General features: G+C 42.1%; 16 protein-coding genes. 9 read left to right on the top strand and 7 right to left on the bottom strand.

The window, feature by feature from the left end:
* Positions 1-2: 2 nt before the first annotated feature.
* The 5 genes from ccmE to ccmA are packed head-to-tail and all read right to left on the bottom strand — an operon-like array spanning position 3 to position 2,842.
* Entirely contained in the window at positions 3-488 is a 486-nt protein-coding gene (gene ccmE / locus Q0Y52_RS10245) for a cytochrome c maturation protein CcmE (RefSeq protein WP_297821210.1), read from the bottom strand.
* Positions 485-790: a heme exporter protein CcmD gene (ccmD, locus tag Q0Y52_RS10240; protein WP_297821208.1), complete on the bottom strand. Its 306-nt coding sequence runs from the start codon at positions 788-790 to the stop codon at positions 485-487. The genes ccmE and ccmD overlap by 4 nt, the downstream gene beginning before the upstream one ends.
* Entirely contained in the window at positions 790-1,548 is a 759-nt protein-coding gene (locus Q0Y52_RS10235) for a heme ABC transporter permease (RefSeq protein WP_297821206.1), read from the bottom strand. The genes ccmD and Q0Y52_RS10235 overlap by 1 nt, the downstream gene beginning before the upstream one ends.
* A complete protein-coding gene (ccmB, locus tag Q0Y52_RS10230; protein WP_297821516.1) occupies positions 1,548-2,201 on the bottom strand; it encodes a heme exporter protein CcmB in 654 nt (217 codons plus the stop codon). Before ccmB ends, Q0Y52_RS10235 begins: the two co-directional genes overlap by 1 nt.
* Before the next feature lie 8 nt (positions 2,202-2,209).
* Positions 2,210-2,842, bottom strand: a complete 633-nt coding sequence (gene ccmA, locus Q0Y52_RS10225) for a cytochrome c biogenesis heme-transporting ATPase CcmA (RefSeq protein ID WP_297821204.1) — start codon at positions 2,840-2,842, stop codon at positions 2,210-2,212.
* A gap of 282 nt (positions 2,843-3,124) precedes the next feature.
* On the opposite strand from ccmA, the gene Q0Y52_RS10220 reads away from it, so the two are divergent.
* On the top strand, positions 3,125-3,286 hold the full coding sequence (locus tag Q0Y52_RS10220; protein ID WP_366939276.1) for a hypothetical protein: 162 nt from the start codon (positions 3,125-3,127) through the stop codon (positions 3,284-3,286).
* A 236-nt stretch (positions 3,287-3,522) separates the two neighbouring features.
* Complete coding sequence (locus Q0Y52_RS10215; protein WP_297821202.1) at positions 3,523-3,684, top strand: hypothetical protein; 162 nt, start codon at positions 3,523-3,525, stop codon at positions 3,682-3,684.
* 136 nt (positions 3,685-3,820) lie between these two features.
* Here the strand turns inward: Q0Y52_RS10215 and recA are convergent, their stop codons facing one another.
* Together recA and Q0Y52_RS10205 are read right to left on the bottom strand one after the other, a co-directional pair.
* Positions 3,821-4,852, bottom strand: coding sequence for a recombinase RecA (gene recA / locus Q0Y52_RS10210; protein WP_297821200.1), 1,032 nt, complete (start codon positions 4,850-4,852; stop codon positions 3,821-3,823).
* A 132-nt stretch (positions 4,853-4,984) separates the two neighbouring features.
* Positions 4,985-5,476 (bottom strand): nicotinamide-nucleotide amidohydrolase family protein, encoded by a 492-nt coding sequence (locus Q0Y52_RS10205; protein WP_297821198.1) that lies wholly within the window; start codon positions 5,474-5,476, stop codon positions 4,985-4,987.
* An 81-nt stretch (positions 5,477-5,557) separates the two neighbouring features.
* Between Q0Y52_RS10205 and mutS the strand changes: the two genes are divergently transcribed.
* The 7 genes from mutS to leuB all read left to right on the top strand — a co-directional run bounded on the left by mutS (position 5,558) and on the right by leuB (position 15,617).
* On the top strand, positions 5,558-8,176 hold the full coding sequence (gene mutS / locus Q0Y52_RS10200; protein WP_297821513.1) for a DNA mismatch repair protein MutS: 2,619 nt from the start codon (positions 5,558-5,560) through the stop codon (positions 8,174-8,176).
* Between the two features lie 30 nt (positions 8,177-8,206).
* Positions 8,207-8,593 carry an MAPEG family protein gene (locus Q0Y52_RS10195; RefSeq protein ID WP_297821196.1) on the top strand — a complete coding sequence of 129 codons (387 nt, stop codon included), beginning with the start codon at positions 8,207-8,209 and terminating at the stop codon, positions 8,591-8,593.
* Between the two features lie 203 nt (positions 8,594-8,796).
* On the top strand, positions 8,797-10,428 hold the full coding sequence (locus Q0Y52_RS10190) for a CTP synthase (protein WP_297821194.1): 1,632 nt from the start codon (positions 8,797-8,799) through the stop codon (positions 10,426-10,428).
* A 15-nt stretch (positions 10,429-10,443) separates the two neighbouring features.
* Positions 10,444-11,736, top strand: coding sequence for a phosphopyruvate hydratase (gene eno / locus Q0Y52_RS10185; protein ID WP_297821192.1), 1,293 nt, complete (start codon positions 10,444-10,446; stop codon positions 11,734-11,736).
* Positions 11,737-11,926: 190 nt separating this feature from the next.
* Entirely contained in the window at positions 11,927-12,571 is a 645-nt protein-coding gene (locus Q0Y52_RS10180; protein WP_297821190.1) for a hypothetical protein, read from the top strand.
* A 379-nt stretch (positions 12,572-12,950) separates the two neighbouring features.
* Positions 12,951-14,525 (top strand): 2-isopropylmalate synthase, encoded by a 1,575-nt coding sequence (gene leuA, locus Q0Y52_RS10175; protein ID WP_297821188.1) that lies wholly within the window; start codon positions 12,951-12,953, stop codon positions 14,523-14,525.
* A gap of 6 nt (positions 14,526-14,531) precedes the next feature.
* Entirely contained in the window at positions 14,532-15,617 is a 1,086-nt protein-coding gene (gene leuB, locus Q0Y52_RS10170; RefSeq protein WP_297821187.1) for a 3-isopropylmalate dehydrogenase, read from the top strand.
* The last annotated feature ends 18 nt before the right edge of the window (positions 15,618-15,635 follow it).

Raw genomic sequence — 15,635 nt, 5'->3', positions numbered from 1 at the left:
ATTTATATTCCTGCCTCAGTGTTACCGTAGCTAGCCTGTGAGGGCTTAATGTGTTTAATGCCTTTCATTTTTTCTGCCAACTCTGGGGGCATATATTCTTCATCATGTTTAGCTAGCACTTCATGAGCTTCAATATGATTAATTTTAGTTAACACACCTGTTGCAACGATGCCCTGCCCTTCACGAAACAAGTCAGGTAAAATCCCGTGATAACTCACCGTCACCGTGGGACCGACATCCATTAAATCAAAGGTCACAGTTAACGTTTCTTGATCGCGCTTAACGCTGCCAGGCACCACCATGCCACCAATGCGTAATCGTTGACCCACTTGAGGGATCTGGCCTTGTTTTCCATCAATAATTTCAGATGGCGTATAAAACAAATCAATATTTTGACTTAACGCATACAACACCAAACCAATAGCACTGCCCACTACTAGCACGATTGCAGACACAACCATCAAACGTTTTTGACGTCTTGGGTTCATATTGTTTCTCCGTGAGTTTTTTGTTGCGCTGTGGCACGTTGTTCCGCTGTAGCACTTTGTTCCGCTGTAGCACTTTGTTCCGCTGTAGCACTTTGCTCAGCTGTAGCACTTTGCTCAGCTGCAGCTTTAATTCGCCCTTGCCTTGTTTGTTCATGCAATACGTGTGTTATTAATCGTCGCTTTGAAAAATGTGAGTCTAACCACAAAACCAATAAACATAGGGCTGAGGAGCCAAAAGACAGCCATACGTATAGACCATAACCACCCATATCAAAAAAACTATTGATGTCGTCAAAAACCATTATTTGCCCTTGTTTAACGCTAAGCTTTTGTTTCCCAAAGCCACCACCCAAGGGCGACGAATGTCTCTTTGTAGAATTTCGTTTTGCATGCGCAATAAAAAAATAGCGCCGCTGACAAGTGCCCATCCTAAAATGGACAATAAAAGTGGCCACAACATTTCTGGCGGCATAGAAGGTTTCCCAAGTTTCATTATGGTGGCGCCTTGATGCAGGGTATTCCACCACTGAACTGAGTAATGAATAATCGGTAAATTTATCACTCCCACTATCGCCATCACCCCAGCAGCTTTGCCCGCCTGCTGTTTATCCTCAAAAGCTTTGTATAAAGAAATCACCCCAAGAAACAAAAACAATAATATCAATTGCGAGGTTAATCGAGCATCCCATTCCCACCATGTTCCCCACATAGGTTTACCCCAAGCGGCACCAGTAATAAGTGAAATAAAAGTCACAGTCGCACCTATTGGAGCCAAAGCTATCATTGCCATAAAAGACGTTTTGACTTGCCAAACCAAACCAATAAAAGCAGCAATAGCCATAGCGCTGTATAGGCTTTTTGAGAGCACTGCACTGGGTACATGCACGTAAATAATGCGGTAAGCTTCGCTTTGTTGGTAATCTGTTGGAGCAAAGGCTAATCCCCAAACAGTTGCTAATATAATGACTGCCAAACCGAACAGGCTAAACCAAGGTAATAACCTTTGGCATAAGTGATATGTTCGTTCAGTTTTGGCGTAAGGATGTAACCACTTCCACATCAGGTTTGACTCACTCTAAGTGCATAGGCGATGGCAAAAGGCGCCAAAGCTAAGGAAAAAAGGAACATAGCGCCAATAATTGCCAATTGTGCATTATATTGTAATTGCATTGAGGCCGATCCCACCGCAGAGGTAGCGAAGATTAATAGAGGAATAAATACAGGTAGAAGCAATAAGGCTAGCAACACACCACCGCGATTTAATCCAACAGTTAATCCTACGGCTATGGCACCAATTAAGCTCAATAAAGGCGTGCCCAATAGCAGGGTTTTTAATAATGCCCAATACATGGGTTCGCTCAAATGTAAAAATAACGCCAACAGAGGTGATAATAAGATCAATGGCAAAATACTGGTTAACCAATGAGCCAGAACTTTGACCAAGGCTGCAGCAGGCAATGAAGTGCTCGACAATATTAACTGTTCTAATGATCCATCTTGAAAATCATCACGAAACAAACGTTCTAAACCCAGCAGAGAAGACAATATAGCAGCAACCCAAATCACCCCAGGACCAATGAGTTGTAATGTTTTTGGTTCAGGTCCTACAGCCAGTGGAAAGAGACTTATGACCAAAACAAAAAATAACATTGGCTGTATAAGCTCTGCTCGCTGTCTATAGGCTAAGGCTAAGTCGCGTTTCAAAATAGCCATCAATGCTGTCACTGAATCCGGTACTCCAAGGTTAATTCGTCAGTTGGGTAATCTATACATAAAGCTTGATGAGAAGTCATCACCACCGCTCCACCGCCACTGAGAAATGTAGTAATTTGTTTACTTATCGACTCAACACCTTGGGTATCAAGGGCGGTAAAAGGTTCGTCCAAAATCCATAGTTTTGCATTTTGTTTAAACCAAAACCTTGCCAACGCCACTCTACGCTGTTGCCCAGCAGACAAATTGGCGACGGGGATATCTTCTAACCCAACCAAATTGAGCTGAGCCAAAGTATAAAATATTGTATCAACAGAAATAACGACCTCATGCTGCTGGCACCAATACTGCAAATTTTCCACTGCACTTAACGTTGAGTTAATGCCCAACTTGTGCCCAAAATACACCAGATTTTGATGATAGTGCTCTCGGCAATCTTTGATGTTTTGTAAGGCGAAATACACCTCGCCAGAATCAGCTTCAACTAATCCTGCCAGTACCCTGAGCATGCTGGTTTTACCGGCCCCATTTTGCCCTTTTACGTACAGTAAACTTCCTTGCTCAACGGCAAAGTTTAAGTTTTCAAACAATAACCTATCTCTTTTGACTACAGATAGATTAGCTACAGAAATGACCGACAATGGTATCCTCGTTTTTATATAAAGAGTCAAACAAATAAATAGTAAAAAAAATGCATCAAACTATCGAATAATAATATCATAGGCTTAGGCCCAGACCTACTGGCTAAAACAAATAGTTAGTGGCCATTGGTCACAAAGAATGGCTAACTTAGAAGTCATTGTCCACAGCATTAATTCATTTGTAGTGACCATATCTAACATATCAGACCAAACAAATTTATTAGCACTTAATCTGCAATTTAAGCGGCTAGAGCTGGGGATGCTAGTTGCGGGGTCTTTGTTGTGGCAGATGAAGTGGGAAGTTTGGCAATTAATACCAGTAGGTCTGCAGAAGAGGTAGGTGGACTCATTGCAAGAATTAAACAAATACCGAGGCAGGCGTTAAATTTGCCACAGCACTTGAAGAATCAAATGTTGAATTATCTAATACCATTGCTGGCTTAAATGACAATTACAGCGGTATTAACAATACGGTTGCTATAATGAAATCTTCCATTGTTGGGGTGACGCATAGAAGTTTTATTCAGACGGTAAAGTTAGATCATATCGTTTGGAAAGGCGAAGTATACGAGGTGGCACTAGGGCGTTCTCAAAAATCTGTAGATTCATTTTTAGATCATAAACAATCTAGATAAGGACAATGGGATAATAATGATCAAGCTCCCCAGTACCAAAAAAACATGTCTTTTAAAGCCATCGAGAGACCTCACTCTGAAATACACCAAAACGGCATAGCGGCTTTGAAACATTTACAATCTGGCGATATCAAACAAAGTTTACTCTTTTTTGATAAAATGGAACAAGCCAGTACACAGCTTATAAATATTTTAGATGACTTATAAAACTGAGATGAAACTGGGATAGTCCTCACTTGCCTCATACCAATTGCTTATAATGATTGCTATGCATTATTCTCTGTTTCTGAAACACATAAAAAAACCCGCTATCTCTGCGGGTTTTTCTTTTTTAATCTTTAGATCACAACGCGTCTTCTTTTTTTACAGTCTCATCGGCCTCTACTGGCTTAGACAATAATAATTCTCTTAAACGCTTATCAAGATCTTTAGCCATATCAGGGTGTTCTTTTAAGTAACCGATTGAATTCGCTTTTCCTTGGCCAATTCGCTCACCATTACAGCTATACCATGCACCAGCCTTCTCAACCATTTTATGGGTGACACCTAAGTCAATGAGTTCTCCAAGGCTGTTTATACCTTCGCCGTACATGATTTGAAACTCAGCTTGTTTGAAAGGAGGGGAAATTTTATTCTTTACCACCTTAACGCGTGTTTCATTACCCACGATTTCATCACCGGCTTTAACCGCACCAATACGGCGAATATCTAGACGTACCGAAGCATAAAACTTCAAGGCATTACCACCCGTGGTAGTTTCAGGGCTTCCAAACATCACCCCAATCTTCATTCGGATTTGGTTAATAAAAATAAGCATGGTATTTGAATTTTTTAAGTTACCCGTTAGCTTACGCATAGCTTGGCTCATCATTCTGGCGGCAAGCCCCATGTGAGAATCACCGATGTCGCCTTCAATTTCAGCCTTAGGAGTAAGCGCTGCAACCGAATCCACAACAATGACATCCACTGCCCCTGAACGGGTTAACATGTCACAAATTTCTAACGCTTGTTCACCCGTATCAGGTTGTGAAACTAACAGCTCGTTTACATCAACGCCAAGCTTTTTGGCATAAATGGGGTCAAGTGCGTGCTCGGCGTCAATAAAAGCACACACTTTATTGTTGCGCTGTGCTTCGGCAATCACTTCAAGCGTTAAGGTCGTTTTACCACTGGACTCTGGGCCATATATTTCAACGATACGCCCTAAAGGTAAGCCACCAGCACCAAGCGCTATGTCTAAACCAAGAGAACCCGTTGATATCGTTTCAACGTCCATGGTTTTGTTGTCGCCCAATTTCATAATAGAGCCTTTACCGAATTGTTTTTCGATTTGGCCTAAGGCAGCAGTTAACGCTCTGGTTTTGTTGTCGTCCATCAGAATGTCCTTTGTGATTAATCAGTGTTGAACGTTTTTCAACACTGATTTGATTCAGTAATTAAGTTTAAAGTATACTGTATGGTTATACAGTTACAAGTGAAAAGTAGAAATTATTTTTAGAGTCTTTTTTCATTGTTTATTTTGCAATAACTTAAGTGAATTTGATAAAGCGAACTCAATCGCTTTTATTCTAACAGTTTGCCTATTACCCGTAATCAGTTGTTTTTGACTGATGATACTTCCATTAATGAAAAAACCAAACCAGACTGTGCCTACTGGTTTATCGGGTGAGCCTCCATCAGGGCCTGCAATACCACTGATGGCAATGGCAACTTCGGCATTGGCATGTTTTGCGGCTCCTGCAGCCATTTCTTCGACTGTTTCTGCCGATACGGCACCGTGTTTGATTAAAGTATTATCAGTTACGCCTAACAGTTCTTGCTTAGCGTCATTTGAGTAAGTAATAAAACCTTTTTTAAACCATGCTGAGCTTCCAGAAATACTTGTGATGGCGTATCCTACTCCACCTCCGGTGCAAGATTCTGCACAGGTGATTTGCCAACCTTTTGCAGAAAGAGAAATGCCTAAACGTTGTGCTAATTGGGTAATGTCTTCAGTCATATGGGCAACCTAAATATGTGATAGCTAATGATGAACATGTCACGCCACCCCTTATATAAAAAGAATAAAGTAGTCGCTATTATGCCATCGAGTCATTTTTCAGAGCAAAAAAACATTAGCCCAGCGCTGCAATCTCACACTCCTATGATGCAGCAATATTTAAAGATAAAGGCTGAACATCCCGACATATTGCTGTTTTATCGCATGGGTGATTTTTATGAACTATTTTTTGATGATGCCAAAAAAGCCTCTGAATTACTTGATATATCTTTAACGGCTAGAGGTAAATCAGGCGGCAATGCCATTCCTATGGCTGGCGTTCCTTACCATGCGGTGGAAAATTACCTTGCTCGATTAGTCAAAATGGGCCAGTCGGTGGCCATAGTCGAACAAGTAGGCGATCCTGCCACCAGCAAAGGACCTGTGGACAGAAAGGTCCAACGTATTATTACCCCGGGTACTGTTTCAGACGAAGCCTTGTTAGAAGATAGACAAGACAACATATTAGCCGCAGTGGTGAGTGTCAAACATCAAAGCAATACATACTTTGGTTATGCCACATTAGATGTCACCACAGGTCGCTTTACACTGTGTGAACCCAAGAATACTGAAGCGCTAGCCGCTGAAATACAGCGCACTGATCCAGTAGAATTATTGTACCCAGAAGACTTTGCTTTTCAGCATATTATTGAACAACGCAAGGGATTGAGACGCCGCCCTCAGTGGGAGTTTGATTTTGATACTGCTACCAAGCAGCTAAATCAACAATTTGGCACTAAGGAGTTAACAGGCTTCGGTGTAACCGCTTTCAAAACAGGATTGTGCGCGGCTGGTTGCGTGATGCAATATGTTAAGGACACGCAAAGAAGTGCTCTGCCGCACATTCGCAGTATTGTTCTGGAAACAGAATCTGACACGGTATTAATGGATGCTGCTACTAGGCGCAACTTAGAATTAACCCAAAACTTAGCTGGTGGTAAAGAACACACCCTTGCCAGTGTCTTGGACAATGCGTCAACGCCTATGGGTAGTCGGTTGTTACAGCGCTGGTTGCATCGACCTTTAACCAATAAAACAATACTCAAACAAAGACAGTTAGATATTACATCACTTCTCAACAGTGATTATCCACAGTTGCAGAGCAGCCTCAAACAAATTGGTGACATGCAACGAGTATTAGCCCGCTTAGCGCTGCGCTCGGCCAGACCCAGAGATTTTGTCAGACTAAGACAAGCTTTTTTGCTGCTGCCAGATATTCAAGGGTTTGTTAAAGACCAATCCGCTGAGTCTGCCAACATCGGTTTAATGCAATTGGCAAACGCTATCAATCAGTTTCCTAGCTTTGCAGAACTCCTCAATAACGCCATAGAAGAAGCCCCCCCTGTTTTAATTCGTGATGGTGGCGTGATCAAAGCCGGCTATAATGTAGAACTAGACGAACTGCGCGCTTTGTCCAAAGGGGCAACTGACTATTTAGATGAGCTAGAGCAGCGCGAAAAAGAGCGTACTGGCATTGCTACTTTAAAAGTGGGTTACAACAGAGTGCATGGTTACTTTATTGAAGTCAGCCGCAGTTATGCCGACAAAGTACCCGCAGATTATGTGCGCCGGCAAACCCTAAAAAACAATGAACGTTACATCATTCAAGAATTAAAAGAGCACGAAGATAAAGTGCTCACCAGCCAGAGTAAATCTTTAGCCTTAGAAAAACGCCTTTACGACGAGCTGTTCGATATTTTGATGCCTGAATTAGCGAATTTGATGCAAAGTGCTGATGCAATAGCTGAACTCGACGTACTCACTAATTTAGCTGAACGCGCTGAAACGTTAAATTACCATTGCCCTGAACTCACAGAAAAAAGTGGCATTCACTTTGGCCAAGGCCGCCACCCAGTCGTTGAACATGTCATGAAAACCCCTTTTATCGCGAATCCCATTGCGGTGGATCCACACAGACGTATGTTGGTGATCACCGGCCCAAACATGGGGGGTAAGTCTACCTATATGCGTCAAACAGCATTGATAGTGTTAATGGCTTACATAGGCAGTTTTATCCCCGCCGAAAACGCACAAATAGGCCCCGTCGATCGGGTATTTACCCGTATTGGTGCATCAGATGATTTAGCCTCAGGTCGCTCGACTTTTATGGTGGAAATGACTGAAACGGCTAATATCCTGAATAACGCCACAGCCAATAGTTTGGTGTTAATGGATGAGATAGGTCGTGGTACGAGCACCTATGATGGCTTATCACTGGCATGGGCATGTGTTGAATACCTAGCCACCCACATCCAGTCTTATACGTTATTTGCAACTCACTACTTTGAGCTGACCCAACTAGCCGAAGAGTTGCCTGAACTGGCTAATGTTCACCTTGATGCGGTAGAGCACCAAGAAACGATCCGCTTTATGCATGCGGTACAAGAAGGCGCAGCCAATAAAAGTTACGGTTTACAAGTAGCTCAACTAGCAGGTGTGCCTAGAAGCGTTATACAACAAGCAAAGCGTAAATTAGCAGAGTTAGAAAACCAACCAGTATTGACAAATCCGCCAGCGACTAGGCAAGAGCAGCCACTTAATCTACTGAATACTGTGGATGATTTGCGCCTAAGTCTTCAACAAATCAATCCAGACGATTTAACCCCTAAACAGGCGTTAGAATATTTATATCAACTGAAAACGTTGGCTGCAGACAAGTAAACTCCCATATAATTTAACAAAGGGTACACCATGGAATTACCAGCAATTGTGACACTTATAGCATTACTAGAATATTTATTTTTTGCTTTTAAAGTGGGCTTTAGTCGAGAAAAATATAACGTGATAGCACCTGCTGTATCTGGCAACCCCATATGGGAAAGACTGTACCGTGTTCAACAAAATACACTTGAGCAATTAATCGTGTTTTTACCTGCACTGTGGATTTTTTCCTATTTTGTCAGCCCCACAACAGGCGCCGCAATTGGTATCCTATTTATAATTGGCAGACCCATTTACGCTATCAGTTATGTGAAAGAGCCTCGCAGCAGAGCGCTTGGTTTTATAATGGGATTTTTCGCTAACCTTGTATTACTAGTGGGTGGTCTTGGCGCAGTGATATACAACTTAATGGGATAATCAGAACTTGGCATAAGATATTTATGTCATTTAAATATCTTATGCCTTTTATTTCAGATTAATCTTTGTCTGAGATGGTATTTTTTAGTACAATATCGCTCCGTCCGGTTATGGTTTTTTTCTTGACCTTTTATCAAGAAAATTCAAACCACACTTTACAACGCTGACTCAATTTCAATTCAAACGCCTTTACTAGGGTTATCATGACACATTATATTTTCGTCACAGGTGGTGTCGTTTCATCACTTGGAAAAGGTATTGCGGCAGCCTCGCTTGCCGCAATTTTAGAAGCTAGAGGCTTAAACGTCACTATGCTAAAGCTTGACCCGTATATCAACGTTGACCCAGGCACTATGAGCCCCATTCAGCACGGTGAAGTGTTTGTCACCGATGATGGTGCTGAAACAGACTTAGACTTAGGTCACTACGAACGTTTTATTCGTACCCGTATGACCAAGCGAAATAATTTCACTACAGGACGAGTATACGAAGAAGTGCTCAAGCGAGAACGTCGTGGTGATTATTTAGGCGCCACCATTCAAGTTATACCGCATATCACTAACGAAATTAAGCGCCGTATTATTGCTGGCTCAGAAGGTGTAGATGTAGCCATAGTAGAAATTGGCGGCACGGTTGGGGACATTGAATCACAACCTTTTATCGAAGCAATTCGTCAAATGGGCGTTGAAGTAGGCCGCAACAGAGCGATGTATATGCATCTTACGTTAGTGCCCTATCTCGCCGTGGCAGCTGAAGTCAAAACAAAACCCACTCAACATTCAGTGAAAGAATTGCGATCGGTTGGCGTGCAACCCGATATTCTTGTGTGTCGCTCGGAAGTGCCTTTACCGTCTAGTGAAAAACAAAAAATAGCATTATTTACCAATGTGATAGATAAAGCCGTCATTTCTTTAAGAGACGCTGACAGCATTTACAAAATTCCCGCCATGCTTAAGGCCCAAGGCTTGGATGAGTTAGTCGTTGAACGTTTTGGTTTGGAATGCCCTGAAGCCGATCTGACTGAATGGGAACAAGTACTTTACGCAGAGTCAAACCCAACGGGTGAGGTGACCATAGGTATGGTGGGTAAATATGTTGAACTACCCGATGCGTACAAATCTGTTAATGAAGCCCTTAAACATGCGGGCTTAAAAAATCGATTAACGGTGAAGATTAAATACATAGACTCACAAGATATTGAAAGCAAAGGCGAACAAATATTACAAGGTCTTGATGCCATATTGGTACCCGGTGGTTTCGGTGAGCGTGGTGTTGAAGGCAAAATCACCGCAGCCAAATACGCTCGTGAAAATCTGGTCCCTTATTTGGGTATTTGTTTAGGCATGCAAGTCGCGTTAATTGAGTATGCGCGAAATGTAGCAGGCATGGAAAATGCTAACAGTACAGAGTTTGATCCTGATACGCCCTTCCCCGTGGTAGGCCTTATTACCGAATGGTTAGATGCAGCTGGTACGACAGAGTCTCGTAGCGAAAACTCAAACTTAGGTGGCACAATGCGTTTAGGCAGTCAGTTATGCCACTTACTTCAAGATAGCAAAGTACATGATATGTATGGTGCTAGCGAAATATATGAACGTCATAGACACAGATACGAAGTGAACAATAACTTACGTGACAAAGTCGAAGCGGCCGGATTAAAAGTCTCTGGGCTATCTGCTGACAAACGCTTAGTAGAAGTCATCGAAATTGTTGAGCATCCTTGGTTTGTAGCCGGTCAATTTCACCCAGAGTTCAACTCAACACCTCGCGACGGACATCCTCTTTTTACAGGGTTTGTAAAGGCCGCGGGCGAATATTTTAAAAATCACAATTAATAAAAGGCAAGAATTATGTCAAAGATCAACAAGATCATCGCGCGTGAAATCATGGACTCACGTGGTAATCCAACAGTAGAAGCTGATGTATATTTAGACTCTGGTGCTATGGGTAGAGCTGCTGCACCTTCAGGTGCTTCAACGGGTTCACGTGAAGCCTTAGAATTACGTGATGGTGACAAAAACCGTTATTTAGGTAAAGGGGTTTTAAAAGCCGTTGCTGCCATCAACAACGATATTCAAGCAGCCCTTTTAGGCAAAGACGCAGTTGACCAAGCCTCTATTGATAAAATCATGATTGATTTAGACGGTACTGAAAATAAAGAAAAATTTGGTGCCAATGCCATCCTAGCTGTATCACTGGCAGCCGCTAAAGCCGCCGCTATCCATAAAAACATTCCGTTGTATCAACATATCTCTGAATTAAACGGCACACCTGGCGTATACAGCATGCCTGTGCCTATGATGAACATCATCAATGGTGGTGAACATGCCGATAATAATGTGGATATTCAAGAGTTTATGGTGCAGCCAGTGGGCGCTAAAAGCTTTAAAGAAGCGTTGCGTACTGGTGCTGAAATTTTCCATTCTCTGAAAAAAGTATTGAATGAAAAAGGCCTGAATACAGCTGTAGGTGACGAAGGTGGTTTTGCACCTGACCTCGGCTCTAACGAAGAAGCTTTAACTGTGATCATTGAAGCGGTTGAAAAAGCCGGTTATGTGATGGACAAAGACGTGACCTTAGCGATGGACTGTGCCGCATCAGAATTCTACGTTGATGGTAAGTACGATCTAAAAGGCGAAGGCAAAGTATTTGATTCTGAAGGTTTTGGTGATTTCCTAGCTGACCTTTCTAGAAAATACCCTATCATCTCTATCGAAGATGGCCTAGACGAAAGTGACTGGGATGGCTGGGCAAGTTTAACCAAAAAAATTGGCGATAAGATACAATTAGTGGGAGATGACTTGTTTGTCACCAACACCAAAATTCTAAAACGTGGTATCGACAACGGTATCGGCAACTCAATCTTAATCAAATTTAATCAGATTGGTACATTGACCGAAACTCTTGAAGCCATTCGCATGGCGCAAGCTGCTGGTTTCACGGTTGTTATTTCTCACCGCAGTGGTGAAACTGAAGACGCGACCATTGCTGATTTAGCAGTGGGTACCGCAGCGGGACAAATCAAAACGGGCTCACTGTGTCGTTCAGATCGCGTAGCGAAGTACAACCAACTGTTACGTATTGAACAAGAGTTAGGCGAAAGCGTCAGTTATAACGGCCGTAAAGAAATTAAAGGTCAGTAATCTGTTTCTCAATAGGTAACTGAACGATAATTGATAGTTATTTGAAGTTGCAGAGAATAAAACTGCAAATTCAGTGCAAATTTAGTAATAGTGAGTATAAAATGGTCAGCAAACGCTGGCCATTTTAATATAAGTACTTTCATTAGCTCTTTGTATTAAAAATCGATTAGAACTTCACTCATAATTAAATATGCATATTTCCAATTCACAACAGGTAGACATTTTTTCTGACGACCAAAGTCAGCTGCATTATGCTGAGTTATGTAATGCCTTATATGAACGAGAACTCGCCAGTTTATCCCAACAAAAAATCAGTAATATTAGCCTGTTACAACGTAAAATTGCTGGGCTTAGACATCATGTGAAACGCGCAGCTTACAGCCTATTGCAACACCAGTCCCCGTTACAAGTGGATATACACAATGCAAGTTGGCAAGCTAAACAAGCCGCTAAATGCATGGCTAACAATTATGTTTCGCAGAAAACTCAACAATGGTTTTCTAACAATATCCAGATTGGTTGTAGTATTGCCATTCACGTTAAACACCTAGGCAGTGAACATATTGAGCTCGACTCAATAGACAGAGTAGAGCTGAGCAGCAAACGCATACATGCCAATAAATTTGGCTGGTTCGACATTGATAGAGAACACACCAAAGATAATTACAAGCAAACCGATATACTCCGCCTAAGGTTGCTCAAACCCACAAAAGCCATTTTAACCGCTGCATGTTGTGGTCATAGTTGGGATCACAAAGGCAAAGGTCAACAAAGGGCACTTTCTTTGCGTGAATTATTGTTGTCCCTATCGATAAATTGGAAGACATTTCGTTAACTTACCTTTCCAGCATGCAGGTTTGAAGTAGGAGAGATGCCTTTCAATCTTGGTGGGTTGGCAATTGTCAGAGTGGATGAGTATATTATTTCATTTTATACTTTTAAATTATATGTTTTCTTGTAAACGGTGGTTGACGCGCAGGTGCTATCCGCGATACAAATACATATCAAATGTATAAAAATAAAGTTACGAATTTCATATATGGATAATGCTATTTTTTCTACTTTACACCTGCTGGCAGCAAGACTGCACGGGTAGGTTGTAAGCGAGCGTTAACCAGTTTACAAAACCCGTGCTTAGCACGGGTTTTTTGTATGTGTATTAAAACCACGGTTATATTGTGTAATCGAATAAACAGAGTTTTTAGGAGAAAGGTATGTCAAACGGGGTGACTTCTAACCATGTCAAAATTTTCGACACCACCTTACGGGACGGCGAACAAGCGTTGCCAGCTAGTTTAAGTGTAAAAGAAAAACTGAAAATTGCACTGGCACTGGAACGACTTGGCGTAGACATCATAGAAGCGGGTTTCCCTGTTTCTTCTCCTGGTGATTTTAAATCAGTACAAACCATCGCCCGTGAAATAAAAAATGCCACTGTATGTGGTCTATCCCGAGCACTGGCTAAGGATATTGATGCTTGTGGTGAGTCGTTAAAAGTTGCAGAAAGTTTCCGCATTCATACTTTTATTGCCACATCCGATATTCATGTCAACACTAAATTACGTAAATCTCAGGACGAAGTGGTCGAAATGGCCGTCAATGCTGTGAAACATGCACGTCGTTATACTGATGATGTTGAGTTTTCTTGTGAAGATGCGGGGCGTACACATATAGATTATCTATGTCGCATGGTAGAGGCCGCTATTAACGCAGGTGCAACCACAGTCAATATTCCTGATACAGTTGGCTACACCACACCCACAGAGTTTGGTGGCATTATTCAAAACCTCTTTAATCGTGTTCCCAACATCGATAGAGCGATAATTTCGGTGCATTGCCATAATGATTTAGGTTTGGCTGTAGCCAACTCTTTAGCGGCAGTAGAGCAAGGTGCAAGGCAAGTTGAAGCCACTATCAATGGTTTAGGTGAGCGCGCGGGTAACTGTTCATTAGAAGAAATAGCGATGATTTTGCAAACCCGTCAGGCTAAACTCGGTTTTACAACCAGTATCAAAAGTGAAGAAATTTCTCGTACGTCTAAGCTGGTCAGCAATTTGTGCAATATGCCCGTTCAGGCGAACAAGGCGATAGTCGGCGCAAATGCTTTTAGCCACTCTTCAGGCATTCACCAAGATGGCGTATTAAAAGGCCAAAACACCTACGAAATTATGACACCTGAAAGTGTTGGCATTAATAAGAACAACTTAAATCTAACCTCACGCTCTGGCCGCCATGTCATTAAACATCGCTTGTTTGAGTTGGGTTATAAAGAAACTGATTTTGACTTAGAAACGGTATATGAATCTTTCGTGAAACTAGCCGACAAAAAAGGCCAGGTATTTGATTATGACTTAGAAGCACTATTATTTTTCAGTCAAACTAAACAAGAAGACGAACACTACAAACTCACCTATCTGCAGGCTAATTCAGGAAAAGAAATCATCCCTAGCGCAACAGTAAGTATGTTAGTAGGAGATAAAGAAATTACCGAATCATCCACGGGTAATGGACCTGTTGATGCCGCTTATAACGCCATTACCAAAGTTGTTGGCCATAACCAAGTAGAAATTGTCGACTTCAAACTCGATTCTAAAGGCGAAGGAGCGAATGCATTGGCTCAGGTATCAGTCATTGCACAATATAAAGGTCGCCGTTTTAATGGTATTGGTTTGGCAACAGATATAGTGGAATCAGGCGTAAAAGCGTTAATTTACGTATTGAATAACACACATTTAGCGGATCGGATTGATTTGCAGAAAGAACAACAAGTAAAAATTGCAGGGGTATAAAACAAAATGTCTGACTACAACATAGCGGTATTGGCAGGCGACGGAATTGGCCCAGAGGTCATGGTCGAAGCTAAAAAAGTATTAGCAGCCGTTAGCAAAGAATTTAATATTACGTTTCAATTGAACGACTTCGATGTAGGTGGTTTGGCCATCGACAATCATGGCAAGGCACTCCCCGCTGCCACTTTACAAGGTTGCGAAGACTCTAATGCTATCTTATTTGGCTCTATTGGGGGTCCTAAATGGGATAACTTGCCCTTAGAAGAACGCCCAGAACGTGCCGCTCTTTTAGCATTACGTGGGCATTTTGATTTATTCAGTAATTTACGTCCGGCCAAGATTTATCAAGGTCTGGAAGCATTTTCTCCTCTTCGAGCGGATATTGCCGCCAGCGGTTTTGATGTATTAGTCGTACGCGAACTCACAAGCGGCATTTACTTCGGACAACCCAAAGGACTTGAAGGCGAAGGTGAAGAGCAATTTGCTTATGACACGATGCGTTACAGCAAAAGAGAAATTCGCCGTATTGCTATCAGTGCCTTTGAAGCAGCCCAGAAACGTGGCAAAAAAGTCACTTCAGTAGACAAAGCGAATGTTCTAGTGTGTAGCCGCTTGTGGCGAGAAGTCGTTGAAGAAGTGGCTGTAGACTACCCAGAGGTAGCACTTGAACACATCTATATCGACAATGCGACAATGCAACTTATTCGTTACCCAAGTCAGTTTGACGTGATGTTATGTTCTAATTTGTTTGGTGACATTATTTCTGACGAATGTGCGATGATCACCGGCTCAATGGGTCTACTACCCTCCGCCAGTATCAACCAAGATAACTTTGGTATGTATGAACCGGCTGGCGGTTCAGCACCGGATATCGCAGGTCAAGGCATTGCTAACCCTATCGCACAAATACTCTCAGCATCGATGTTATTGCGTTTCAGCTTAAACGAAACAGCCGCGGCCGATGCGATTGATGCAGCCGTAGTGAAAACCTTGGGTGATAGCATACTAACAGGTGATTTACTTAGCCCTGAGCAGCGTCATTTAGCTAAAAGCACCAGTGAAGTGGGCGACTATATCGCCGCGTTAATTTAACAGATTTAGGAAATAGTC

This window comes from uncultured Paraglaciecola sp., assembly GCF_943787955.1.
Taxonomy (GTDB): Bacteria; Pseudomonadota; Gammaproteobacteria; order Enterobacterales; family Alteromonadaceae; genus Paraglaciecola.
Note: the sequence above shows the minus strand (reverse complement) of the source record. Positions and strands in the feature narration are given on the sequence as shown.

Excerpts from the sequence above, each read along its gene's own strand:
- Q0Y52_RS10190 (WP_297821194.1), top strand. The coding sequence starts at position 8,797 with ATGACACATTATATTTTCGTCACAGGTGGTGTCGTTTCATCACTTGGA.
- ccmE (WP_297821210.1), bottom strand. The coding sequence starts at position 488 with ATGAACCCAAGACGTCAAAAACGTTTGATGGTTGTGTCTGCAATCGTG.
- ccmB (WP_297821516.1), bottom strand. The coding sequence starts at position 2,201 with ATGGCTATTTTGAAACGCGACTTAGCCTTAGCCTATAGACAGCGAGCA.
- mutS (WP_297821513.1), top strand. The coding sequence starts at position 5,558 with ATGCCATCGAGTCATTTTTCAGAGCAAAAAAACATTAGCCCAGCGCTG.
- Q0Y52_RS10205 (WP_297821198.1), bottom strand. The coding sequence starts at position 5,476 with ATGACTGAAGACATTACCCAATTAGCACAACGTTTAGGCATTTCTCTT.
- leuA (WP_297821188.1), top strand. The coding sequence starts at position 12,951 with ATGTCAAACGGGGTGACTTCTAACCATGTCAAAATTTTCGACACCACC.
- Q0Y52_RS10195 (WP_297821196.1), top strand. The coding sequence starts at position 8,207 with ATGGAATTACCAGCAATTGTGACACTTATAGCATTACTAGAATATTTA.
- eno (WP_297821192.1), top strand. The coding sequence starts at position 10,444 with ATGTCAAAGATCAACAAGATCATCGCGCGTGAAATCATGGACTCACGT.
- Q0Y52_RS10215 (WP_297821202.1), top strand. The coding sequence starts at position 3,523 with ATGTCTTTTAAAGCCATCGAGAGACCTCACTCTGAAATACACCAAAAC.
- recA (WP_297821200.1), bottom strand. The coding sequence starts at position 4,852 with ATGGACGACAACAAAACCAGAGCGTTAACTGCTGCCTTAGGCCAAATC.
- ccmD (WP_297821208.1), bottom strand. The coding sequence starts at position 790 with ATGGTTTTTGACGACATCAATAGTTTTTTTGATATGGGTGGTTATGGT.
- Q0Y52_RS10235 (WP_297821206.1), bottom strand. The coding sequence starts at position 1,548 with ATGTGGAAGTGGTTACATCCTTACGCCAAAACTGAACGAACATATCAC.
- Q0Y52_RS10180 (WP_297821190.1), top strand. The coding sequence starts at position 11,927 with ATGCATATTTCCAATTCACAACAGGTAGACATTTTTTCTGACGACCAA.
- leuB (WP_297821187.1), top strand. The coding sequence starts at position 14,532 with ATGTCTGACTACAACATAGCGGTATTGGCAGGCGACGGAATTGGCCCA.